13 protein-coding genes and 2 pseudogenes are annotated in these 24,440 nt (G+C 69.6%); 2 read left to right on the forward strand and 13 right to left on the reverse strand.

Going from position 1 to position 24,440, the window contains the following annotated elements; translation table 11 throughout:
* Window positions 1-132: 132 nt before the first annotated feature.
* The 5 genes from fusA to rpoB all read right to left on the reverse strand — a co-directional run bounded on the left by fusA (window position 133) and on the right by rpoB (window position 11,008).
* On the reverse strand, window positions 133-2,247 hold the full coding sequence (fusA, locus tag J2W20_RS03335) for an elongation factor G (RefSeq protein ID WP_307004524.1): 2,115 nt from the start codon (window positions 2,245-2,247) through the stop codon (window positions 133-135).
* Between the two features lie 74 nt (window positions 2,248-2,321).
* The gene (rpsG, locus tag J2W20_RS03340; protein WP_066499554.1) at window positions 2,322-2,792 is read right to left on the reverse strand and encodes a 30S ribosomal protein S7; all 471 of its coding nucleotides are present in this window, start codon (window positions 2,790-2,792) and stop codon (window positions 2,322-2,324) included.
* Window positions 2,792-3,166 (reverse strand): 30S ribosomal protein S12, encoded by a 375-nt coding sequence (rpsL, locus tag J2W20_RS03345; protein WP_043119407.1) that lies wholly within the window; start codon window positions 3,164-3,166, stop codon window positions 2,792-2,794. Before rpsL ends, rpsG begins: the two co-directional genes overlap by 1 nt.
* Window positions 3,167-3,547: 381 nt before the next feature.
* The gene (locus J2W20_RS03350) at window positions 3,548-7,447 is read right to left on the reverse strand and encodes a DNA-directed RNA polymerase subunit beta' (RefSeq protein WP_307004527.1); all 3,900 of its coding nucleotides are present in this window, start codon (window positions 7,445-7,447) and stop codon (window positions 3,548-3,550) included.
* 60 nt (window positions 7,448-7,507) lie between these two features.
* Complete coding sequence (rpoB, locus tag J2W20_RS03355) at window positions 7,508-11,008, reverse strand: DNA-directed RNA polymerase subunit beta (RefSeq protein ID WP_066499558.1); 3,501 nt, start codon at window positions 11,006-11,008, stop codon at window positions 7,508-7,510.
* A gap of 408 nt (window positions 11,009-11,416) precedes the next feature.
* Between rpoB and J2W20_RS03360 the strand changes: the two genes are divergently transcribed.
* Entirely contained in the window at window positions 11,417-12,604 is a 1,188-nt protein-coding gene (locus J2W20_RS03360) for an acetyl-CoA C-acetyltransferase (protein ID WP_307004529.1), read from the forward strand.
* 118 nt (window positions 12,605-12,722) lie between these two features.
* A pseudogene (locus J2W20_RS03365) lies at window positions 12,723-13,130 on the forward strand (aminoacyl-tRNA deacylase).
* A 141-nt stretch (window positions 13,131-13,271) separates the two neighbouring features.
* Here the strand turns inward: J2W20_RS03365 and rplL are convergent.
* The 8 genes and pseudogenes from rplL to J2W20_RS03405 form a co-directional block, all read right to left on the reverse strand.
* Window positions 13,272-13,649: a 50S ribosomal protein L7/L12 gene (rplL, locus tag J2W20_RS03370; protein WP_307004531.1), complete on the reverse strand. Its 378-nt coding sequence runs from the start codon at window positions 13,647-13,649 to the stop codon at window positions 13,272-13,274.
* A 77-nt stretch (window positions 13,650-13,726) separates the two neighbouring features.
* Window positions 13,727-14,320 (reverse strand): 50S ribosomal protein L10, encoded by a 594-nt coding sequence (rplJ, locus tag J2W20_RS03375; protein ID WP_307004533.1) that lies wholly within the window; start codon window positions 14,318-14,320, stop codon window positions 13,727-13,729.
* 305 nt (window positions 14,321-14,625) lie between these two features.
* A complete protein-coding gene (locus tag J2W20_RS03380; RefSeq protein WP_307004535.1) occupies window positions 14,626-16,161 on the reverse strand; it encodes an ATP-dependent DNA ligase in 1,536 nt (511 codons plus the stop codon).
* 81 nt (window positions 16,162-16,242) lie between these two features.
* Window positions 16,243-17,487, reverse strand: coding sequence for an MFS transporter (locus tag J2W20_RS03385; RefSeq protein ID WP_373457948.1), 1,245 nt, complete (start codon window positions 17,485-17,487; stop codon window positions 16,243-16,245).
* 20 nt (window positions 17,488-17,507) lie between these two features.
* The gene (narI, locus tag J2W20_RS03390; protein ID WP_307004537.1) at window positions 17,508-18,257 is read right to left on the reverse strand and encodes a respiratory nitrate reductase subunit gamma; all 750 of its coding nucleotides are present in this window, start codon (window positions 18,255-18,257) and stop codon (window positions 17,508-17,510) included.
* Window positions 18,257-18,925 carry a nitrate reductase molybdenum cofactor assembly chaperone gene (narJ, locus tag J2W20_RS03395; protein WP_373457949.1) on the reverse strand — a complete coding sequence of 223 codons (669 nt, stop codon included), beginning with the start codon at window positions 18,923-18,925 and terminating at the stop codon, window positions 18,257-18,259. Before narJ ends, narI begins: the two co-directional genes overlap by 1 nt.
* Window positions 18,906-20,597 carry a nitrate reductase subunit beta gene (gene narH, locus J2W20_RS03400; RefSeq protein WP_307004541.1) on the reverse strand — a complete coding sequence of 564 codons (1,692 nt, stop codon included), beginning with the start codon at window positions 20,595-20,597 and terminating at the stop codon, window positions 18,906-18,908. The genes narJ and narH overlap by 20 nt, the downstream gene beginning before the upstream one ends.
* A gap of 28 nt (window positions 20,598-20,625) precedes the next feature.
* Window positions 20,626-24,382 (reverse strand): annotated as a pseudogene (locus J2W20_RS03405) (nitrate reductase subunit alpha).
* Window positions 24,383-24,440: the final 58 nt, after the last annotated feature.

Below are 24,440 nucleotides of genomic sequence, written 5' to 3' on the forward strand. Positions count from 1 at the left end.
AAGTCTACTGTGGGCTGTCTTTTTTCGTGAAATCACGCGGAAGCCGGCTCCCGCGCGGAGGGCGACCCGCCGCCGTCGTGCGTCCCGGTCCCTTCGGACCGGTGCCGGCGGCGGCGGGCCGCGATCGCTGGACTACTCGCCGCGCGACTTCTGGATGATCTCGTCGGCGACGGCCTTCGGGACCTCGGAGTAGCTGTCGAACTGCATCGAGTAGACAGCACGTCCCTGGGTCTTCGAGCGAAGGTCGCCGATGTAGCCGAACATCTCGGACAGCGGCACGAGGGCGCGGATGACCTTGACGCCGACAGCGTCCTCCATGGCCTGGATCTGGCCACGGCGGGAGTTCAGGTCGCCGATGACGTCGCCCATGTACTCCTCGGGCGTGCGCACCTCGACGGCCATGAGCGGCTCGAGGAGCACAGGGTTGGCGCGACGTGCACCCTCCTTGAACACCTGCGAACCAGCGATCTTGAACGCCATCTCCGAGGAGTCGACGTCGTGGTAGGCGCCATCCGTGAGGGACGCCTTCACGCCCACCATCGGGTAGCCGGCCAGGATGCCGAACTGCATGGCGTCCTGGATGCCCGCGTCCACGCTCGGGATGTACTCGCGCGGGACGCGACCGCCGGTGACGGCGTTCACGAACTCGTAGAACGTGCCCTCGGCCGTGTCGAGCGGCTCGAACGTGACCTGCACCTTCGCGAACTGGCCGGAACCGCCAGTCTGCTTCTTGTGCGTGTAGTCGACCTTCTCGACCTTCTTCTTGATGGTCTCGCGGTAGGCCACCTGCGGCTTGCCCACGTTGGCCTCGACCTTGAACTCGCGGCGCATGCGGTCCACCAGGATGTCCAGGTGGAGCTCGCCCATGCCGCCGATCTCGGTCTGGCCGGTCTCCTCGTTGAGGGAGACGGTGAACGTCGGGTCCTCAGCGGAGAGCTTCTGGATGGCGGTGGAGAGCTTCTCCTGGTCGCCCTTGGTCTTCGGCTCGATGGCCACGAAGATCACGGGCTCGGGGAAGGTCATCGACTCGAGGACGATCGGGTTCGCCATGTCGCACAGCGTGTCACCGGTCGTGGTGTCCTTGAGGCCGATCACCGCGTAGATGTGGCCAGCGTGGAGCTCCTCGACGGGGTTCTCCTTGTTGGCGTGCATCTGGAAGAGCTTGCCGAGGCGCTCCTTCTTGCCCTTGGTCGAGTTCAGCACCTGCATGCCCGAGGTCGCCTTGCCCGAGTACACGCGGATGAAGTTGAGCTGGCCGAAGAACGGGTGCGCGGCAATCTTGAACGCCAGAGCGGAGAACGGCTCGTCCTCGCTCGGCTTGCGGGTCATCTCGACCGTCTCGTCCTTCGGGTCGTGGCCGATCATGGCGGGCACGTCGAGCGGGGACGGGAGGTAGTCGATGACCGCGTCGAGCATCGGCTGGACACCGCGGTTCTTGAACGCGGAGCCACAGAACACGGGGTAGATCTCCGAGTTGACCGTGAGCTTGCGGATGCCGGCCTTGAGCTCCTCGAGGGTGAGCTCCTCGCCCTCGAGGTACTTCTCCGTGAGCTCCTCGGACGCCTCGGCGACGGCCTCGACGAGCTCGTGGCGGTACTGCTCGGCCTTCTCCTGCAGGTCCGCGGGGATCTCGCGGGTCTCGTAGGAGGCACCCATGGTCACGTCGCCCTTGGCGTCGCCAGGCCACACGAGGGCCTTCATGGTGAGCAGGTCGACGACGCCGATGAAGTCGCTCTCGGAGCCGATGGGCAGCTGCATGACGAGCGGCTTGGCACCGAGGCGCTTCACGATGGTGTCGACGGTGAAGTAGAAGTCGGCGCCGAGCTTGTCCATCTTGTTGACGAAGCAGATGCGGGGCACGTCGTACTTGTCGGCCTGGCGCCACACCGTCTCGGACTGCGGCTCGACGCCTTCCTTGCCGTCGAAGACGGCGACGGCGCCATCGAGCACGCGCAGGGAGCGCTCGACCTCGACCGTGAAGTCCACGTGGCCGGGCGTATCGATGATGTTGATCTGGTTGTTGTTCCAGAAGCAGGACACGGCGGCAGACGTGATGGTGATGCCGCGCTCCTTCTCCTGCTCCATCCAGTCGGTCGTCGAGGCGCCGTCGTGCGTCTCGCCGATCTTGTGCGTCATGCCCGTGTAGAAGAGAATGCGCTCGGTCGTGGTGGTCTTGCCGGCATCGATGTGCGCCATGATGCCGATGTTGCGGACCCTGCTGAGGTCGGTAAGCACGTCGAGTGCCACGGTGTCTCCCTGTTTGTCCTAAATGGCTGCACGTCCGCCGCCGGCCCTCGTGGGGCCGGCGGCGAACCCTGGCATTACCAGCGGTAGTGGGCGAAGGCCTTGTTGGACTCGGCCATCTTGTGCGTGTCCTCGCGGCGCTTCACTGCGGCACCGAGGCCGTTCGAGGCATCGAGGATCTCGTTCTGGAGACGCTCGGTCATCGTCTTCTCGCGGCGGGCCTTCGAGTAGCCGACGAGCCAGCGGAGGGCCAGCGCGGTGGCGCGGCCGGGCTTGACCTCGACCGGGACCTGGTAGGTCGCGCCGCCGACGCGGCGGGAGCGGACCTCGAGGGTCGGGCGGACGTTGTCCATGGCCTTCTTGAGCGCCGCGACGGGATCGTTGCCCGTCTTCTGGCGCGCGCCCTCGAGGGCACCGTAGACGATGCGCTCGGCGGTGGACTTCTTGCCGTCCACGAGGACCTTGTTGATGAGCTGCGTCACGAGCGGCGAACCGTAGACCGGGTCGACGACGAGAGGACGCTTCGGGGCAGGGCCCTTACGAGGCATTACTTCTTCTCCTTCTTGGCGCCGTAGCGGCTGCGGGCCTGCTGGCGGTTCTTGACACCCTGGGTGTCGAGGGCACCGCGGACGATCTTGTAGCGGACACCGGGAAGGTCCTTCACGCGGCCGCCGCGCACGAGCACGATCGAGTGCTCCTGGAGGTTGTGGCCGACGCCGGGGATGTACGCCGTGACCTCGACGCCGCCATTGAGGCGGACGCGCGCAACCTTGCGGAGCGCGGAGTTCGGCTTCTTCGGGGTCGTGGTGTACACACGGGTGCACACGCCACGACGCATGGGGCTGCCCTTGAGGGCAGGGGCCTTGGTCTTGGAGACCTTCGGCGTGCGGCCCTTCCGCACCAGCTGCTGAATAGTAGGCACTATCGCTCCGTCTTTGTACTTGCGTACGTCGTTGAACTTCCGCCCACGTCGCCCCGTGATGGAGGGATTCGGTGGACGCTGTCGGTTGCTTCGCACTTCCGCGGCAACCGACCGTAGGCGTGCAAAAGTGTGGCATCCGTTGCGCACCAACCCCGCAACCCGGAAACAGGCCCCGTCGCCGCTGAGTCCCGGGGGACTTTCCCGACGGCCTTCATCCACTGCCACACAGAAACAATCGAAGAAAGCCTATCACGGGCCGGCTGCTGGACCGAATTGCCCTCCCCCGCCCGCCCGGCCACTCGGCGGAGGAGGGGCGGGCGGGACGCCGGACGGCCGGCACCCCGAGGGGTGCCGGCCGTCCGGTCTCTGGCGTACTGCGGATCAGCGGTAGTCGCCGCCGAGGTCGTAGTCGTCCAGCGGGATCGCGTGGAACTCCTGGACCCCGTCACCGTTCAGCGGATCGTAGGCGAAGTCGCTGAACGCGCTCGGACCGGTGAAGAGCGTCGCCTTGGCCTCCTCGGTGGGCTCGACCGTGATGTCCGTGTAGCGGGGAAGACCCGTACCGGCCGGGATGAGCTTGCCGATGATGACGTTCTCCTTGAGGCCGAGCAGCGGGTCGCTCCTGCCCTCCATGGCCGCCTGCGTGAGGACGCGGGTGGTCTCCTGGAAGGACGCGGCCGAGAGCCAGGACTCCGTGGCGAGCGACGCCTTGGTGATGCCCATGAGCTCCGGCCGGCCAGACGCCGGACGCTTGCCCTCGGACACCACGCGGCGGTTCTCGTCGCGGTAGCGGCGGCCCTCCGCGAGCTCGCCGGGCAGCAGGTCCGTGTCACCGGACTCGATGACCGTGACGCGGCGCAGCATCTGGCGGACGATGACCTCCACGTGCTTGTCGTGGATGCCGATGCCCTGGCTGCGGTACACGCCCTGGACCTCGTCGACGAGGAACTTCTGCGCCTCGCGCGGGCCCTGGATACGCAGGACCTGCTTCGGGTCGACCGGGCCGTTGACGAGCTTCTGCCCGACGGTGACACGGTCGCCGTCCTCGACCAGGAGACGCGCACGGCGGGAGACCGGGTAGGCGATCTCCTCGGTGCCGTCGTCCGGGGTGAGGACGATCCGCAGCTGCTTCTCGGTGTCCTCGATCGCCACGCGGCCGGCGGCCTCGGAGATCGGGGCCACGCCCTTCGGGGTGCGGGCCTCGAAGAGCTCCTGGATACGGGGCAGACCCTGCGTGATGTCCTCGCCGCCGCCCGCCGACACGGCGCCACCGGTGTGGAACGTACGCATGGTGAGCTGCGTGCCGGGCTCGCCGATGGACTGCGCGGCGATGATGCCGACGGCCTCGCCGATGTCCACGAGCTTGCCGGAGGCCAGCGAGCGGCCGTAGCACTTCGCACAGGTGCCCACCGCGGACTCGCACGTGAGGACCGAGCGGACCCGGATCTCGGTAATGCCCGCGTTGATGAGCTGGTTGATCAGCACATCGCCCAGATCGGCCCCGGCCTCGGCGAGGACAGTGCCCTCGGAGTCCGTGACGTCCACCGCGAGCGTCCGGGTGTACGCCGTGTTCTCGACGTTCTCCTCGCGCATGAGCTCGCCGTTGTGGTCCGCGACCGCGATCGTGACCATGAGGCCGCGCTCGGTGCCGCAGTCCTCCTCGCGCACGATCACGTCCTGCGAGACGTCGACGAGACGACGCGTGAGGTAGCCCGAGTTGGCGGTACGGAGGGCCGTGTCCGCCAGACCCTTGCGGGCGCCGTGCGTGGCGATGAAGTACTCGAGCACCGACAGGCCCTCGCGGTACGAGGACTTGATCGGGCGCGGGATGATCTCGCCCTTCGGGTTCGCCACGAGGCCGCGGATACCGGCGATCTGGCGGACCTGCATCCAGTTGCCTCGGGCGCCGGAGGAGACCATGCGGTTGATGGTGTTCATCTTGGGCATGGACTCGCGCATGACCGACGCGATCTCGGTGGTCGCCTTGTCCCAGATCTCGATGAGCTCGGAGCGGCGCTCCTCGTCGTCGATGAGACCACGGTCGTACTGGCTCTGGATCTTCGCCGCGCGGTCCTCGTAGCCGGCCAGGATCTCCGGCTTGGCCTCGGGGACGGCAATGTCGGAGATCGCGACCGTGACGCCCGAACGCGTGGCCCAGTGGAAGCCGGCGTCCTTCAGGTTGTCGAGGGTCTGGGCCACGACGACCTTCGGGTAGCGCTCCGCGAGATCGTTGACGATCTTCGAGAGCTGGCCCTTGTCCGCCACGGACTCGACCCACGGGTAGTCCTCGGGCAGGGTCTGGTTGAACACGACCTGACCCAGCGACGTGTCCACGAGCGCCGGCGTGCCGGGCTCCCAGCCCTCGGGCGCGGGGCGGTCCTTCGAGGGCACGAAGCCCTCGAGCCGGATCTTCACCTGCGCGTTGAGGTGCAGCTCACGGGCGTCGTGCGCCATGATCGCCTCGGCGACCGAGGAGAACACGCGGCCCTCGCCGACGGCACCCTCACGCTTGGTGGTGAGGTGGTACAGGCCGATGATCATGTCCTGCGAGGGCAGGGTGACCGGACGGCCGTCCGACGGCTTGAGGATGTTGTTCGAGGAGAGCATCAGGATGCGCGCCTCGGCCTGGGCCTCGGGGCTCAGCGGCAGGTGCACAGCCATCTGGTCGCCGTCGAAGTCGGCGTTGAACGCCGCGCAGACGAGCGGGTGCAGCTGGATGGCCTTGCCCTCCACGAGCTGCGGCTCGAACGCCTGAATGCCGAGGCGGTGCAGGGTAGGTGCGCGGTTGAGCAGCACCGGGTGCTCGGTGATGATCTCCTCGAGCACGTCCCAGACCTGCGGGCGGTAGCGCTCCACCATGCGCTTGGCACTCTTGATGTTCTGCGCATGGTTGAGGTCCACGAGCCGCTTCATGACGAACGGCTTGAACAGCTCGAGCGCCATCTGCTTCGGCAGGCCGCACTGGTGCAGCTTCAGCTGCGGGCCGACGACGATGACCGAACGGCCCGAGTAGTCGACGCGCTTGCCGAGCAGGTTCTGGCGGAACCGGCCCTGCTTGCCCTTGAGCATGTCGGAGAGCGACTTGAGCGGGCGGTTGCCCGGACCCGTCACCGGACGGCCGCGGCGGCCGTTGTCGAACAGCGAGTCCACAGCCTCCTGCAGCATGCGCTTCTCGTTGTTGACGATGATCTCCGGCGCACCGAGGTCAAGCAGGCGCTTGAGGCGGTTGTTGCGGTTGATCACGCGGCGGTAGAGGTCATTCAGGTCGGAGGTCGCGAAGCGGCCGCCGTCGAGCTGGACCATCGGGCGCAGCTCCGGCGGGATCACCGGAACGGCGTCCAGGACCATGCCGGTCGGCTTGTTCTCCGTGGTGAGGAACGCGTTGACGACCTTGAGGCGCTTGAGCGCACGGGTCTTCCGCTGGCCCTTGCCGTTCTGGATGATGTCGCGGAGCGAGTCGGCCTCGGCCTCCAGGTCGAAGGACTGCAGGCGCTTCTGGATCGCCTCGGCGCCCATCGAGCCCTCGAAGTACATCCCGTACCGGTCGCGGAGCTCGCGGTAGAGAGCCTCGTCGCCCTCGAGGTCGGCGACCTTGAGGTTCTTGAAGCGGTCCCACACGGCCTCGAGGCGCTCGATGTCGGCGTCCGCGCGCTTGCGGATCGTCGCCATCGTCTTGTCGGCGAGGTCGCGGGCCTTCTTCTTGTCCGCGGCCTTGGCGCCCTCGGACTCGAGCTTGCCGAGCTCCTCCTCGAGGTCGCGGGCGACCGCGGCGATGTCGGAGTCGCGGTTGTCGACGAGGCGCTTGCGCTCGAGGTCGTGCTCAGCCTGGAGGTTGGGCAGCTGCTCGTGGCGGCGCTCCTCGTCGACCCGGGTGATCATGTAGGCCGCGAAGTAGATGACCTTCTCAAGGTCCTTCGGGGCCAGGTCGAGCAGGTAGCCGAGGCGCGAGGGGACGCCCTTGAAGTACCAGATGTGCGTCACGGGCGCAGCGAGCTCGATGTGGCCCATGCGCTCGCGGCGGACCTTGGCGCGGGTGACCTCGACGCCGCAGCGCTCGCAGATGATGCCCTTGAAGCGGACGCGCTTGTACTTGCCGCAGTAGCACTCCCAGTCCCGCGACGGGCCGAAGATCTTCTCGCAGAAGAGGCCGTCCTTCTCGGGCTTGAGCGTGCGGTAGTTGATGGTTTCCGGCTTCTTCACTTCGCCGTGCGACCAGGTACGGATGTCATCCGCGGTCGCCAGGCCGATCTGCATGAGGCCGAAGGAGGATTCGTTGGACAATGTGGTCCCTTATCTCTCGTGTCTGGAAAGTCTTGCTGCTGCCGGTGACGGTGGAGAGGGTCAGACCTCTTCGACGGAGCTGGGCTCGTCGCGGGAGAGGTCGATGCCCAGTTCCTCCGCAGCAGTGAAGACTGCATCATCGGCGTCGCGCATCTCGATCGTCTGGCCGTCGGCGGAGAGGACCTCCACGTTCAGGCACAGCGACTGCATTTCCTTGATGAGGACCTTGAAGGACTCGGGGACGCCCGGCTCGGGGATGTTCTCGCCCTTGACGATCGCCTCGTAGACCTTCACACGGCCGTGGATGTCATCCGACTTGATCGTCAGGAGCTCCTGGAGCGTGTACGCCGCACCGTAGGCCTCGAGGGCCCACACCTCCATCTCGCCGAAGCGCTGGCCGCCGAACTGCGCCTTACCACCGAGCGGCTGCTGGGTGATCATCGAGTACGGGCCAGTGGAGCGGGCGTGGATCTTGTCGTCCACGAGGTGGTGCAGCTTCAGGATGTACATGTAGCCGACCGAGACCGGGTCCGGGAACGGCTCGCCCGAGCGGCCGTCGAACAGCTGGGCCTTGCCGGAGGCACCGATGAGCCGCTCGCCGTCGCGGGTGACGTTGGTGGAGTCGAGCAGGCCCGAGATCTCCTCCTCGCGGGCACCGTCGAACACCGGCGTGGCCAGGTTCTGGTTGGGGCCCGTCTCACGCGGCATGTTCGGCAGGTTCTTGATCCACTCCGGCTCGCCCTCGACCTTCCAGCCGGTCTTGGCGATCCAGCCCAGGTGCAGTTCGAGGACCTGGCCGACGTTCATGCGGCCCGGCACGCCGAGCGGGTTCAGGACGACGTCGACCGGGGTCCCGTCGGCGAGGAACGGCATGTCCTCCACCGGCAGGATCTTGGAGATGACGCCCTTGTTGCCATGGCGGCCGGCGAGCTTGTCGCCGTCCGTGATCTTGCGCTTGGCGGCCACGTAGACGCGCACGAGCTGGTTCACGCCCGGGGGCAGCTCGTCGTCGTTGTCGCGGTCGAACACGCGCACGCCGATGACGGTGCCGGACTCGCCGTGCGGGACCTTCAGGGACGTGTCGCGCACCTCGCGGGACTTCTCGCCGAAGATCGCGCGCAGCAGGCGCTCCTCCGGGGTCAGCTCGGTCTCGCCCTTCGGGGTGACCTTGCCGACCAGGATGTCGCCGGCCTCGACCTCGGCGCCGATGTGGATGATGCCGCGCTCGTCGAGCTGGGCAAGCACCTCCTCGGACACGTTGGGGATGTCGCGCGTGATCTCCTCGGCACCCAGCTTGGTGTCGCGGGCGTCGATCTCGTGCTCCTCGATGTGGATCGAGGACAGGACGTCCTCGGCCACGATCCGCTGGCTGAGGATGATCGCGTCCTCGAAGTTGTGGCCCTCCCACGACATGAACGCGACGAGGAGGTTCCGGCCGAGGGCGAGCTCGCCCTGGTCGGTGGCCGGCCCGTCGGCGATGATGCCGCCGAGCTCGAGGCGGTCGCCCTCGTTGACGAGCACGCGGTGGTTGTAGCAGTTGCCCTGGTTGGAGCGGGAGAACTTGCCGATGCGGTAGTTCGTCTCCGTGCCGTCGTCGTTCAGCATCACCACGAGGTCCGCGGAGACCTCGGTGACGACGCCCGCCTTCTTGGCCACGACCACGTCGCCCGCGTCCACCGCGGCCGAGCGCTCCATGCCGGTGCCGACGAACGGCGCCTCGGAGCGGACGAGCGGCACGGCCTGGCGCTGCATGTTCGCACCCATGAGGGCGCGGTTGGCGTCGTCGTGCTCGAGGAACGGGATGAGGGCCGTCGCGACCGACACCATCTGGCGCGGGGAGACGTCCATGTACTCGACCTCGTCGGCCGGGACGAGCGTGGGCTCGCCGCCGCCGCCGCGCTGGCGGACCAGGACCATCTCCTCGGCGAAGGAGCCGTCCTCGTTCAGCGGCGAGTTCGCCTGGGCGATCTGCACCTCGGCCTCGTCGTCAGCCGTGAGGTAGTCGACCTGGTCGGACACGATCCCGTTGGACACCTTGCGGTACGGGGTCTCGATGAAGCCGAACGGGTTGATGCGCCCGTAGGAGGCCAGCGAGCCGATGAGGCCGATGTTCGGGCCTTCAGGGGTCTCGATGGGGCACATGCGGCCGTAGTGCGACGGGTGCACGTCGCGCACCTCCATGCCCGCGCGGTCGCGGGACAGGCCGCCCGGGCCGAGGGCCGAGAGGCGGCGCTTGTGGGTCAGGCCCGAGAGCGGGTTGTTCTGGTCCATGAACTGCGAGAGCTGGGAGGTCCCGAAGAACTCCTTGATCGCAGCCACGACCGGGCGGATGTTGATCAGGGTCTGCGGCGTGATCGCCTCGACGTCCTGCGTGGTCATGCGCTCGCGGACCACGCGCTCCATACGGGACAGGCCGGTGCGGACCTGGTTCTCGATGAGCTCGCCGACCGCGCGGATGCGGCGGTTGCCGAAGTGGTCGATGTCGTCGACCTCGACGCGGACGTCGATCTCCTCGCCGTCGCGGGTGCCCTTGATCGACTTCTCGCCGGCGTGGAGCGCCACGAGGAACTTGATCATGGCGACGATGTCCTCGATGTGGAGGATGGACGCCGTCGGGTCCGAGAGCGGGCGGTCGATGCCGAGCTTGCGGTTGATCTTGTAGCGGCCGACCTTCGCGAGGTCGTAGCGCTTGACGTTGAAGTACAGGTTGTCCAGGAGGGACTGCGCGGCGTCGACCGTCGGCGGCTCGCCCGGACGCAGCTTGCGGTAGATGTCGAGGAGGGCGTCCTCGCGGGTCTCCGTGGTGTCCTTCTCGAGGGTCGCGCGGATCGAGTCGTACTCGCCGAACTCCTCGAGGATCTGGCCCTCGGTCCAGCCGAGCGCCTTGAGCAGCACAGTCACAGACTGCTTGCGCTTGCGGTCGAGGCGCACGCCGACCTGGTCGCGCTTGTCGATCTCGAGCTCGAACCAGGCGCCGCGCGACGGGATGATCTTCGCGGTGAAGATGTCCTTGTCGCTCGTCTTGTCCGCGGTGCGCTCGAAGTACGCGCCCGGGGAGCGGACGAGCTGCGAGACGACGACACGCTCGGTGCCGTTGACCACGAACGTGCCCTTGTCCGTCATGAGCGGGAAGTCGCCCATGAACACGGTCTGCTGCTTGATCTCGCCCGTGTTGTTGTTCATGAACTCGGCCTTGACGTACAGCGGGGCCGAGTAGGTGGCATCGCGGTCCTTGCACTCCGCCATGGTGAACTTCGGATCGGCGAACTCCGGATCCGAGAAGCTCAGGGACATGGTGCCCTGGAAGTCCTCGATCGGGGAGATCTCCTCGAAGATGTCCGACAGGCCGGACGTCGTCGCCACACTGTCGTCGCCCTTCGCCTGGGCCTCGGCCACGCGGGCCTGCCAGCGCTCGTTGCCGACGAGCCAGTCAAAGCTCTCGGTCTGGAGGGCGAGGAGATTCGGAACATCCAGCGGTTCGTGAATCTTGGCGAATGAGAGCCGGCGGTTTGCACCGTCGGTGGTAGCGGTTTGGGTTTCAGAGGTGCTCGAGGCGACCAAGAGGGATCCTTCCACAGACCTTCAGGATTGTCCGCACCCTCCCCCGACGGGGCCTTGGCCCGCAGAACCTGATGGTTGACCGCATGACCGTCCCGAGAGCCCACCGCTATATGAAGGCACCACCGGTTAACAGCTGTTAAAAGGGAGAACGCAAAGATTTACCATACCCCAGATGGGCGCACGTGTCTACCGCACACCGCGCGTCGGGTCAAGTGTCCCCGTGGCGTAGGCCGGAATCGCCGTCGATCCGGCCGCCGTACGAACAGGTCGCGAACCACACTGTACACCCGGCGTCCCCGGGGCGGCCTCTGGCGCTGCCGGGGGCAGGTGGCGGTAGCCTGATGGACACCACAGGGACCTGATGCCCGCCTCGGGCACTGCAGGCACGTCAGATTCGGGAGCGAAGCCATGAGCAACGACGACGTTGTGATCCTGTCCGCCGCGCGCACGCCGCTGGGCCGCCTCAACGGCCAGCTCGTCTCGTTCACCGCGGTGGAGCTGGGCACCCACGCCATCGCGGCGGCGATCGGGCGCGCCGGCGTCGGCGCCGACGCCGTGGACGCGGTGATCATGGGCCAGGTGCTCCAGGCGGGCGCCGGGCAGAACCCCGCGCGGCAGAGCGCGATCGCCGCCGGCGTCGGCTGGGACGTGCCGTGCGTGACCATCAACAAGGTCTGCCTCTCCGGCCTCACGGCCGTGATCGACGCGGCCCGGATGATCCGCGCCGGGGACGCCACCGTGGTCGTGGCCGGCGGCCAGGAGTCGATGTCCCGGGCCCCGCATGTGCTCCCCGGATCGCGGCAGGGCTGGACCTACGGCACGGTCGGCGCCCTCGACGTCGCCGCGCACGACGGCCTGACGGACGCCTTCGACGGGCAGTCGATGGGCCTGTCGACCGAGACGCGGAACCTGACCCTCGGGATCAGCCGCGAGGCCCAGGACGAGGTGGCGGCCGCCTCGCACGTGCGCGCCGCGGTCGCGCAGAAGGAGGGCGTGTTCGACGACGAGATCGCCCCGATCGAGGTCAAGCAGCGCAGGGGCGACCCGATCCTCCTGTCCGCCGACGAGGGCGTCCGGCCCAACACCTCCCGCGAGACCCTCGCCCCGCTGCGCGCCGCCTTCGCCACTGACGGCACGATCACCGCCGGCAACTCCTCGCCCCTCTCCGACGGCGCGGCCGCCCTGGTCCTGACCAGCCGCGCCTACGCCGAGGAGCACGGGCTGGACTGGCTCGCCGTGGTCGGCAGGCCCGGGCAGGTGGCCGGCCCCGACAACTCGCTCCACTCGCAGCCCTCGCACGCGATCTCGCAGGCCCTCTCCCGCGCGCAGTGGACCACCGCCGACCTCGACTTCATCGAGATCAACGAGGCCTTCGGCTCGGTCGCCGTCCAGTCGCTCAAGGACCTCGACTACCCCCTCGAGAAGTGCAACATCCACGGCGGCGCGATCGCCCTCGGCCACCCGATCGGAGCCTCGGGCGCGCGGCTCGCCGGCCACGCCGCCCTCGAGCTCGCCCGGCGCGGCTCCGGCAGGGCCGCCGTGGCGCTGTGCGGCGGCGGCGGCCAGGGCGAGGCCCTCCTCCTCTACCGCGACTGAGGGGGCTGCAGTGACGCACGACGGCGCGGAGTCGCCCCCCGCGGCAGGCGAGGGGCCGGCGTCGGCCGCGGCCGGGGACGGGCATGCGCGGTTCCTCGCCGGCGCCGCAGCCCACGGGCTGGAGGTCGAGGTGGCCCAGCGGGGCCGCGCCGCAGCCTCGAGGAGGCCGCAGCGAACCTCGGGATCGAGCCGCGGGCGATCGTGAAGTCGCTGGTGGTGAAGCACCCCGACGGGTCGTTCCTGTTCGCGCTCATCCCGGGCGACCGGCAGATCTCCTGGCCCAAGCTGCGGGGGCTCCTCGGGGTCGATGCCGCCCGCCGACGTGGCCCTCGCGGCGACCGGCTACGAACGCGGGACGATCACGCCCCTCGGGTCCTCGACCGCATGGCCGGTCTGGGCCGACGCGTCGATCTCGGGCCGCGTCTCCCTCGGGGCCGGGGCGCACGGGCTGAGCGCTTTCGTGGACGCCGCGGAGCTGTTCGCCGCGCTCGGCGCGACCGTGGCGGACATCAGCGAACCTGCCTGACCCACGCTCCACGCCCGACGGGGCGACCCCGCTCCCCCCGGGGGGGGGGCGAGGGGCCAGGACGCGGAAGGGCCCCGCAGTCCGTGACGGACTGCGGGGCCCTTCTCCCGGAGCCGGGGCTCCGGGTCAAGCGGGGAGAACCTACTTGAGGGTGACCGTGGCGCCGGCGGCCTCGAGGGTCTCCTTGGCCTTGTCGGCAGCCTCCTTGGTGGCGCCCTCGAGGACGGCCTTGGGGGCCGAGTCGACGAGGTCCTTGGCCTCCTTCAGGCCGAGGGAGGTCAGGGCGCGCACCTCCTTGATGACCGCGATCTTCTTGTCGCCAGCAGCCTCGAGGATGACGTCGAAGGAGGTCTTCTCCTCCTCGGCAGCAGCCTCGGCACCGCCGGCGGGGCCCGCGACGGCGACCGCAGCAGCGGTGACCTCGAAGACCTCCTCGAACTTCTTCACGAACTCGGAGAGCTCGATGATGGAGAGCTCCTTGAAGGCCTCGATCAGCTCGTCCTGGGTGAGCTTCGCCATGGTTGGCGTCCTTTCACTTGGGTGGCGTCCGCCCGCAGCGGGCGGGGCGCCGAGAGTATGGGGGTGGGGGAAGAGAATCAGTTCTCTTCGGCAGCGGCCGGGGCGGCCTCGGCGTCAGCCGCAGCCTCCTCAGCAGCGGGGGCCTCGACCTCAGCAGCGGGAGCCTCGGCGGCAGCCGGAGCGCCGCTCTCCTCCTCGAGCTTGAGACGCAGGGCATCGATGATGCGCGCAGCCGCGGCCATGGGCGCCTTGAGGACACCCGCAACCCGTGCGAGCTGCAGCTCGCGGGACTCCAGGGCCGCCAGTGCGGCGACCTCGCTCGCGTCGAGCGCCTTGCCCTCGAAGAAGCCGGTCTTGATGACCAGCTGCTTGTTGTCCTTGGCAAAGTCGGTCAGGCTCTTGGCGGCCGCAACGGCGTCACCCTTGATGAACGCGATCGCGGTGGGGCCGGCGAGCTGGCCGTCGAACGCGTCGACACCCGCTTCCTTGGCAGCGATGGCGGTCAGGGAGTTCTTGACGACCGAGAACTTGTTGTCGGTGCCGAGCGAACGACGCAGCTGCTTGAGCTGGGCGACGGAGAGCCCACGGTATTCGGTCAGGACTGCAGCGGTCGACTCCTGGAAATCCTTGGTGATCTCCTCGACAGCTGCCACCTTGGTAGGCGTTGCCATAACCCTCCTTCCGGGGAACAGAAGCCGGTGGGGGCGGGCCCGTGAAACGTCAAACGCCCCGCGCAAGTGCACGGGGCGTGGTCTGCGCGGCCGTGGGCCGCGAGCATTCGCTCAGTTCACCTGCGCAGGCCGCCCCACGAAATCGGGGACCTTCGGTGGAGGTGCGGGCCGCTTCTCGGCACACACGATCCAACGACCGGCGGTCTTTGGTGCTTCAACTGTACGGGACGATGCTCGGCCGGGCCAAATCGGGGACGGACGACGCCGCGCTGGCGGCCTGCGCTGCTGGCGCGCCTGCCGCAGCCCTACCGCAGCAGGGCCCGCAGCGTCTGGATGGTGTCGGCGGCTGCCGACGCCTTGTCGTCCCGGTACCCCTTCACCCGAGCGAAGCGCAGCGCCACCCCGCCCGGGTAGCGGCTCGACCGCTGCACGCCGTCGATCGCGATCTCGACGACCGTGACGGGCTCGACGAAGACGGTGTGCCCGTCCCGGCGCGCCTCGATGTCGAGGAACCGCTCGGTCTGCCAGCGCAGGAGCTCGTCGGTGAGGCCCTTGAAGGTCTTCCCGACCATCACCAGGCCGCCGGGATCGCCGAACTCGCCGTCCGGGTCGTAGGCGCCCAGATGCAGGTTGGACAGCCACCCTTGGCGGCGGCCGCTGCCCCACTCGGCGGCGAGCACCACGAGGTCGTACGTCGCCACCGGCTTGACCTTGATCCAGCTCGATCCGCGGCGCCCGGCGGCGTACGGGGAGCCGATGGCCTTCACGACCACGCCCTCGTGGCCGGCGGCGAGCGCCTCGCGGGAGATCCGTTCGGCCGCCTCCGGGTCGCCGGTCACCTCCCCCGGGACGAGGAGCCCCGGCGCGAGCCTCGCCAGCTCCGCGCGGCGCACGGCCAGGGGCTCGTCGAGGAGGTCCCGCCCGTCGACGTGCAGCACGTCGAAGAACCAGGGCCGCAGGACGGCCTCCCGCGCCCGCTCGGCGCCGAAGCGGGACATCGTCTCCTGGAAGGGCCGGGGCGCCCCGCCCTCGTCGAGGGTGAGCGTCTCGCCGTCGAGGATGATGTCCCGCACGGGCAGCGTCCGCACCGCCTCGACCACCTCGGGCACGCGATGGGTGACGTCGGCCAGGCTCCGGGTGAAGACCCGGACGTCCTCGCCGGTGCGGTGCACCTGGATCCGTGCGCCGTCGAGCTTGAACTCGACCGAGGCCTCCCCTGTCGTGGCCAGCGCCGCGGTGGGCGTCGCCGAGGAGGCCGCGAGCATGGGCAGCACGGGCCTGCCGACAAGGAGGCCCACGCCGGACAGCTCGTCCTCCGTTCCCGTGACGGCGATCCGGGCCGTCTCGCCCAGATCCCCCGAGAGCATCGCTGCCCGCCGGACGAGGGCCACGGGCCGGCCGCCGGCAGCGGCGAGCGCGTCAACCAGCACGCCTTCCAGCGCACCAGTGCGCAGCTCGCCGAGCAGCACCCCGACGATGAACCGCTGCTCGCGTTCCGTGGCGCGCCGCAGTGCGGCCGACAGCAGCTCGGTGCGCGCCGCCTGCGAGCCGGTTCCGGACGTGGCGGCAAGGCCCTCGAGTAGCGCATCGAACTCTCCGACCGTGATCGACGGCTCCTCGGAGGCCGGCACCGCGCCCCGCGTGCGGGCGAGCCCCCGCCAGCCGACGCCGACCCGCCCCTGGCGGGGCTTCGCGACGAGCATGCCGACCGCGATGGCGAGCTCGTCCGGGGACTCCGTGCCGAGGCGGCGCAGGAGTCCTGCGAGCGCCTCGACCTTGGCGTTCCGGGAGCGGGTGGAAGCGACCGCGTCGGCGGTGGAGACGAGCTCGGCGAGCAGCATGGGCCCAGTCTCGCACTGGGGGCACAGGGACATGACCCCTCAACGCTGGGACATGACCCCTCAACGCTGGGACATGACCCCTCAACGGGGCTGGGCTGCGCGGCTGCGGCCCATCAAGGCCGCGAGCACGAGGGCCACGAGCGCCGTGGCGACGAGGAGCAGCAGCCCGATCGCGTACGAGTGCTGCTGCGCGTTGTACGTGGCGCCCATGACGAGCGGGGGGAAGTAGCCGCCGAGGCCCCCCGCCGCACTCACGACCCCCGTGACCGCGCCGACGGTCCCTGCAGGAGCCCGCCTGCCGACCCATGCGAAGACGCCGCCCGTGCCGAAGCCGAGCGCCGCGGCCATGGCCAGGAAGGTCAGTCCCGTGGGCACTTCCGGGGGAGGCTGCATGTTCACGACGAAGGCCAGGACCGCGACCCCGGCGAGCGAGACGAGCACCACCGGCCTCGGCCCGACGCGGTCGGCGATGATGCCGCCGATCGGCCGCGCGATGACCGCTGCGAGCGCGAAGCCTGCCGTGCGGGTCCCCGCCGCCGTGAGGTCGAAGCTGTAGATGTCCCTCAGGTACGTGGGCAGGTACGTGCTGAACGAGACGAAGCCGCCGAAGACCACCGCATAGAGGAAGCAGAGCTGCCAGGTGACGGGCATCCTGGCGGCGGCTAGCAGCTTGCCGAAGCTGCCGTGCATGACCGGGGCCCACGTCGGGGACTCGCGCATGAAGAAGAAGACGATCGCCGCCGTGGCCACGAGGAGGACGGCGATGATGACGTGCGTGGGCCAGTAGCCGAAGGCCGTGACCAGTCTCGGAGTCAGGAAGGCCGAGAGGGCGGTGCCCCCCATCCCCATCCCGAAGATGCCGGTGGCGAACCCCTGCCGGCTCTTCGGGTACCAGGCCGCCGAGAACGGGATCCCGGCGGTGAACACGGTCCCCGCGACGCCCAGGAAGAACCCGACGCCGAGCAGGAGCCCGTACGACTTCAGGCTGCCGGCGAGCGCTACGAGCAGGACGAGAGGGGCGGTCAGCAGGAGGATGAGGATCAGCAGGCGCCGGCCGCCGAACTTGTCGGTCAGGACGCCGACCGGCACGCGGCCGATCGCGCCGACGAGCACAGGCATCGCGACGAGCGCGCCGGTCTGGGCGGCGTTGAGCCCCAGATCATGCGCGTAGCGGGTGCCGAGGGGAGCAATGACGGTCCAGCCCCAGAACCCCACCACGGAGGCGAAGGTGGCCAGGGTCAGGTTGCGGGCGGCTCCGGTCCGGGGAGCATCAGGAGCCGCGGCGCCGGCGGTGCGGTGGCGGGACGGGTCGGGTGCGGTGCTCACGGCTCCTCCTGGTGGTCGGCTCAGCGGTCGCGGTCGCGGGTGCCGGTGGTCTCCCAGCCCCGCCGGGTCCCGCGGGCCCCGGGCGCCGCGCCCTCGTCGCGGGTGCGGTAGACGATGTAGGGGCGGAAGAGGTAGTGGAACGGCGCCGTGAGCGCATGGACGAGCCGGGTGAACGGCCACAGCGCGAACAGGGCCATCCCCACCAGCGTGTGCCACTTGAACTCCGCCGGCGCCGCGGCCATCGACGCCACATCCGGCTGGAACACGAACAGCGAGCGGAACCAGGGGCTCACCGTCTCGCGGTAGTCGAATGAGGCCGAGCCCGGCTGCGCGGCGGACACAAGGGTGGTCCACACCCCCAGCGCGATCGCCCCGACGAGGAAGATGTACATGGCCTTGTCGTTGCGGGTGGTGGCCATGAACACCGGGCCGGTCCGGCGCCGCCGCACGATCAGCAGCACGATGCCGAGCAGCGTGGAGACTCCCGCGATGAGGCCCACGGACAGGGCGATGCCGTGGTAGAGGGCCTCGGACATGCCGACCGCCTCGGTCCACGACTTGGGGATCACGAGGCCCACGAAGTGCCCCGCGATGACGAACACGAGCCCGTAGTGGAAGAGCGGCGAGCCGATCCTCAGCAGCCTGGACTCGTACAGCTGGGACGAGCGGGTGGTCCACCCGAACTGGTCGTACCGGTACCGCCAGATGCTGCCGCCGACCAGGATCAGCACCATGAGGTACGGGGCGACTCCCCAGAGCAGGACGTCCATCAGCGGGCTCCTTCCGCGGCGGCGGGTCGGGTCCCCGCAGTACCCTGCGCGAGCGGCAGGAGCCGGGGGTCGAAGGGCTCGAGGCCCACCTGCTCGGCCGGCGGCGGCCCCGCGAGCGCCATCGCCTCGGCCCGGGTCGCCGGCGACGGGCCGGGCAGGGTCGCGCACACAGCCTCGAGCACGGGCGCGTACACCGGCGCGTCGGCGGCGAGCTCGAGCCGCAGGAGCTCGAGGCTGGCCCGGTACTCGGCCAGGAGGGACCGGCCCACGGCGTAGTCGACCCGGGCGGTGAACTCGAGGACTAGCGGCAGGAAGTCGGGCAGCTCGCCGTCGAGGTCCACGAGCCAGCCGCTGTCCCGGTACGTCTGCTTGAAGCGGCCCAGCGTCTCGCCGCGGCGCCTCGTGTCCCCGTCGGTCCAGTACGTCAGGTGCAGGGCGTGGCGGCGGGAGAGGTCGAAGGTGTCCACGTAGCGGCTGCAGGCGACCGGCTCGGCGTCGTCCGCGAGCCGGCCCGCGGTGGCCTCGAGGAGGCGCGGCAGCGGGCCGGGCTGCTCTGCGAGCGCCGCCCTCAGGGTGGGGAGCGCGTCGCGGACGCGGGCGTCCGGGTAGTCCAGCAGCACGGCGGCGGCGGCGTAGAGGACGCGCGCCTCAGTGGTCCGCACGGCCATCCCCCTTCGGCGGGAAGATGCCCTCCGGGACGCCCCGGCCGTCCCAGTTGAGCAGGTTCACCCGGCCCCGGAGGGCCCCGGGCTGGGCCTCCCCGTCGGTGGTCTGGCGCTGCTTGAGGGCGTAGAACGTCTCGACGGCGACGGGGACCGGCTTGCCGCTGCCCTCGCCGAAGGAGTCGGAGGGGTACATCCCCGGGCCGTCCTCGAAGTCGAGGGAGCAGCCCATCTCCTCGAGGTTGTGGGCCTGCTCGACGTGGGCGTTCGGGATGACGTAGCGCTCGGCGTACTTGGCGATCGCCATGAGCCGGTACATCTCCTGGACCGTCCGGCCGTCCATGCCGACGCTCTCGGCGATGGACTCGTCCGCGCCCGTGCCCAGGGAGATGCCCCGCATGTAGGCGCGCATGGCGGCGAGCCGCCGGAGCACGCCGTCGATGATCGAGGTGTCCCCCGCGGTGAACAGCTCGGCGAGGTACTCGGAGGGGATCCGGAGGGCGCCGATGGCGCCGAAGAGGGTGCCGGCGTCCTCGGCGTCGTGGCCCTGGCTCGAGAGCAGGTCCACGATCGGCGAGAGCGGCGGGACGTACCAGACCATCGGCATGGTGCGGTACTCGGGGTGCAGCGGGAGGGCGACCTGGTAGACCTTGGCGAGCTTGTAGATCGGCGAGCGCCGGGCCGCGTCCAGCCAGTCCTCCGGGATCCCGTCCCGCCGGGCGGCGGCGATGACCTCGGGGTCGGAGGGGTCCAGGAGCAGGTCGAGCTGGGCGCGGTAGAGGTCCTGCGGATCGGGGGTCGACGCCGCCGCGGTGACCGCGTCGACGTCGTACAGGAAGATGCCGAGGTACCGCAGCCGCCCCACGCAGGTTTCCGAGCACACGGTCGGGAGGCCGATCTCGACGCGGGGATAGCAGAAGGTGCACTTCTCGGCCTTGCCGCTCTTGTGGTTGAAGTACATCTTCTTGTAGGGGCAGCCGGTGATGCACTGGCGCCAGCCGCGGCAGCGGTCCTGGTCCACGAGCACGATCCCGTCCTCGGCCCGCTTGTAGATCGCGCCCGAGGGGCACGAGGCCATGCACGAGGGGTTCAGGCAGTGCTCGCAGATCCGCGGCAGGTAGAACATGAACGTCTTCTCGAACTCGAACTTGATCTTCTCGCTGGCCTCGTCGCGCAGTTCGGCGCTGCGGCGCAGCTTGGCCACGATCGGGTCGAGCTCGCCCTTCTGCGGGGCGCCGCCGAGGTCGTCGTCCCAGTTCGCGCTCCACGTGACCTTGGTGTCCTCGCCGGTGATGAGGGACTTGGGCCGGGCCACGGGGAAGTCGTCGCCGAGCGGGGCCTCGATGAGGGTCTTGTAGTCGTAGGTCCACGGCTCGTAGTAGTCCTTGAGTTCCGGCTGGACCGGGCTCGCGAAGATCCCGAGGAGCTTCTTGACGCGGCCGCCGCCCTTGAGGCGGAGCCGGCCGCGCCGGTTGAGCTCCCAGCCGCCGCGCCAGCGCTCCTGGTCCTCGTACTGGCGCGGGTAGCCCTGCCCGGGGCGGGTCTCGACGTTGTTGAACCACACGTACTCGGTGCCGGCCCGGTTGGTCCACGCCTGCTTGCACGTGACCGAGCAGGTGTGGCACCCGATGCACTTGTCCAGGTTCATCACCATGCCCACCTGGGCCATGACCCTCATGGTGCCGCCTTCCGGATCGGAGTTCCCATCAGTACGTGACCTCCTGCGAACGCTTGCGGATCGTGCTGACCATGTCGCGCTGGTTGCCCGTCGGGCCGAGGTAGTTGAACGCGTAGGCGAGGTGGGCGTAGCCGCCCACGAGGTGCGTCGGCTTGACGAGCAGCCGCGTCGCCGAGTTGTGGATGCCGCCGCGGCGGCCCGTCGCCTCCGACTTCGGCACGTCGATGGTGCGCTCCTGGGCGTGGTAGACGTAGACGACGCCGGCCGGCATGCGGTGGCTCACGATCGCCCGGCCCACGAACACCCCGTTCGCGTTGACGCACTCGATCCAGTCGTTGTCCGAGATCTCGAGCGCGGCGGCGTCCTCTGCGCTCATCCAGCAGGTGGGGCCGCCGCGGGAGAGCGAGAGCATGAACAGGTTGTCCTGGTACTCCGAGTGGATGGACAACTTGCTGTGCGGGGTGAGGAACCGGACGGTGACCTCCATGCCGTCCTGGCCCAGCCGGGGCTCGCCGAAGAGCCGGTGCATGTCCAGCGGGGGGGCGGTAGATCGGCAGCGCCTCCCCGAGGTCTCGTATCCAGTCGTGGTCGAGGAAGAAGTGCATGCGCCCCGTGAGGGTGTGCCAGGGCTTGAGCCGCTCGACGTTGATCGTGAACGGGGCGTACCTGCGCCCTCCCGTCTCCGAGCCCGACCACTCGGGCGAGGTGATGACGGGGACCGGGGCGGCCTGGGTGTCGGCGAAGCGGATGGCCTTCTCCTCCGACCCCTCGGCCAGGTCCGCGAGCCGCCGCCCGGTGCGCCGCTCGAGCTCCTTGAACCCCTGGACCGCGAGCTCGCCGTTCGTGGTGCCGGAGAAGGTGAGGATCGCCTCGGCGAGCTTCGCATCGGTGTCGATCGCCGGCAGCCCTGCCGCGGCGCCGTGGGACATGACGCCGTTGGCGTGGGCCAGCCGGTTGAGCGCGTGGTCGAGCTCGAACGTGACGCCCTTGACCGTGAACCCCTTCTCGGCCGCGAGCGGGCCGATCGCGGCAATCTTCTCCCCGATCGCGGTGTAGTCGCGCTCCACGACGCTCACCTGCGGCATCGTGGCGCCGGGCACCGCCGGGACGTCCGGATCCCGCCAGTCGCGCACCACGCCGCCGGGCTGGGCGAGCTGGCCCGGGGTGTCGTGCTGGAGGGGGACCGTGACCAGGTCGCGGCGCACCCCCAGATGGGTGCGTGCCAGCCGGGAGAACTCCTGGGCGAGGAGGTGGAACATCTCGAAGTCGGTCTTCGTCTCCCACGGGGGGTCGATCGCGGGACTGAAGGCGTGCACGTACGGGTGCATGTCCGTCGAGGAGAGGTCGTGCTTCTCGTACCAGGTCGCGGCCGGGAAGACGACGTCGGAGAGGAGCGTCGTCGAGGTCATGCGGAAGTCCGCGGACATCAGCAGGTCGAGCTTGCCCTCCGGGGTGGTCTCGCGCCACGCGACGTCGCGGGGGCGGGGCATGCCCGGCTCGAGCTGGGTGCCCATGACGTTGTGGTGGGTGCCGAGCAGGTTCTTCAGGAAGTACTCGTTGCCCTTCGCCGAGGACCCCAGCAGGTTGGACCGCCACAGCACGAGGGTGCGCGGCCAGTTCTCGGGCGCGTCGACGTCCTCGATCGCCGCCCGGAGCGTGCCGCCCTTGAGCTGCGCCGCCACGTAGGAGGCCTCGGACTCAGCGACGCCGGCCACGACCGCCTCCCTCGCCTCGTCCGCGACGTCGAGGGGGTTGCGGTCGAACTGCGGGTAGAACGGCATCCAGCCGAGCCGCGCGGACTGCGCGATGGCGTCCGCGGTGTGCATGCCCTCGAGGTTGCCCTCCGCGAGCGAGGAGGCGAGGGAGGCGGCCGAGTAGCCGTCGTTGCGCCACTGGCCGGTGTGCATGTACCAGTAGGACGTGCCGGTCATGGTCCGCGGGGGCCGTGACCAGTCGAGCGCGTTCGCGAGGGAGACCCAGCCCGTGAGCGGCCTCGTCTTCTCCTGGCCCACGTAGTGCGCCCAGCCGCCGCCGTTGCGCCCCATCGAGCCGGTCAGGAGGAGGAGGGAGAGGACGGCGCGGTAGGTCACGTCCCCGTGGAACCACTGGCAGATGCCGGCGCCCATGATCACCATGGACCGGCCGCCCGACTGCTCGGCGTTGCGGGCGAACTCGCGGGCGATCCGCTCGCACTGCGCCATCGGGACGTTGGTGATGCCCTCCTGCCACGCCGGGGTGTAGGGCACCGACGCGTCGTCGTACCCATGGGGCCACTCCCCCGGCAGCCCGGCCCGGCCCACGCCGTACTGGGCGAGCATGAGGTCGAACACCGTGGTGACGGTCTTCCCGGCGACCGTGCGCACGGGGACGCCGCGCCGCAGCACCGACCCGGCGCCGTCGGCCGCCTCGAAGCACGGCAGCATCACCTCCGCCGCGTCCGGGGCTGACGACGGCGAGGCGGGGCCGCCGCCGTCGGCCCCCTCGCCGGGGTGGAGGCTCAGCAGCGGGTCCACGTCGCCGAGGTCGAGGTTCCAGCGGCCCTCGTCGGCCGTGTTGTAGCGGAACCCGATCGAGCCGTTCGGGACCACGGGCGCACCCGTGGCCGCGTCCAGCAGGACGGTCTTCCACGCGGCGTCGGCCTCGCCCTCGTGGCCCGGGACGTCGGCCGCGGTGAGGAACTTCCCGGGCACGAGCCCGGTCCCGTCCGGCGACGGGACGAGCGTGATGAGGAACGGCAGGTCGGTGTAGCGCTTGGCGAAGTCCGTGAAGAACGGCACCTCGCGGTCCGCGTAGAACTCCTTGAGGATCACATGGCCCATGGCCATCGCGAGGGCCGCATCCGTGCCCGCCTGGGGGGCCATCCACTCGTCGGCGAACTTCGTGTTGTCGGCGTAGTCGGGGCTCACCGTGACCACCTTGGTGCCCCGGTAGCGGACCTCGGCCATCCAGTGCGCGTCCGGGGTGCGCGTCACCGGCACATTGGAGCCCCACATCATCAGGTACGTCGCGTCCCACCAGTCGCCGGACTCGGGGACGTCCGTCTGGTCGCCGAAGACCTGCGGGCTCGCCACCGGCAGGTCCGCGTACCAGTCGTAGAAGCTCGTCATGACCCCACCGATGAGCTGGATGAAGCGCGTGCCCACGCAGTGGCTCACGATCGACATCGCCGGGATGGGCGAGAAGCCGGAGCAGCGGTCCGGCCCGTACGCCTTGATCGTGTGGACGTGGGCGGCGGCCGCGATCTCGACGGCCTCGGACCAGCTCGCCCGCACGAGCCCGCCCTTGCCGCGGGCCTGCTGGTAGCGGCGGCGCCGCTCGGGGTCCGAGACGATGTCCGCCCACGCGGCCACCGGGTCACCCAGGCGCTGCTTGGCCTCGCGGTACATCTCGAGCAGGGGCCCGCGCACATAGGGGTAGCGGACCCGGGTCGGCGAGTAGGTGTACCAGGAGAACGCGGCCCCGCGCGGGCAGCCCCTCGGCTCGTACTCGGGCCGGTCGGGGCCTACAGAGGGATAGTCGGTCTGCTGCGACTCCCACGTGATGATGCCGTCCTTGACGTACACCTTCCACGAGCAGGAGCCGGTGCAGTTGACGCCGTGGGTGGAGCGGACCACCTTGTCGTGGCTCCATCTGTCGCGGTAGAAGACATCGCCCGCGCGGCCGCCGTCGCGGAACACCGCCCGGGCGTCGTCCGTCTCCTCCCACCGTGTGAAGAAGCGCCCCATCGCGAGCATCGCGTCGGAGGCGCTGCCATCGAGCCCTGGTCGGATCGGTCCGGCTGCCATGGGCCACACTCTAGGGAGGCCGGGAGCGGCCCGTGAAGGGATTGTCTGCTGGCGAAGG

The sequence above is a fragment of the Sinomonas atrocyanea genome, from assembly GCF_030812675.1.
Classification (GTDB): domain Bacteria; phylum Actinomycetota; class Actinomycetes; order Actinomycetales; family Micrococcaceae; genus Sinomonas; species Sinomonas atrocyanea_B.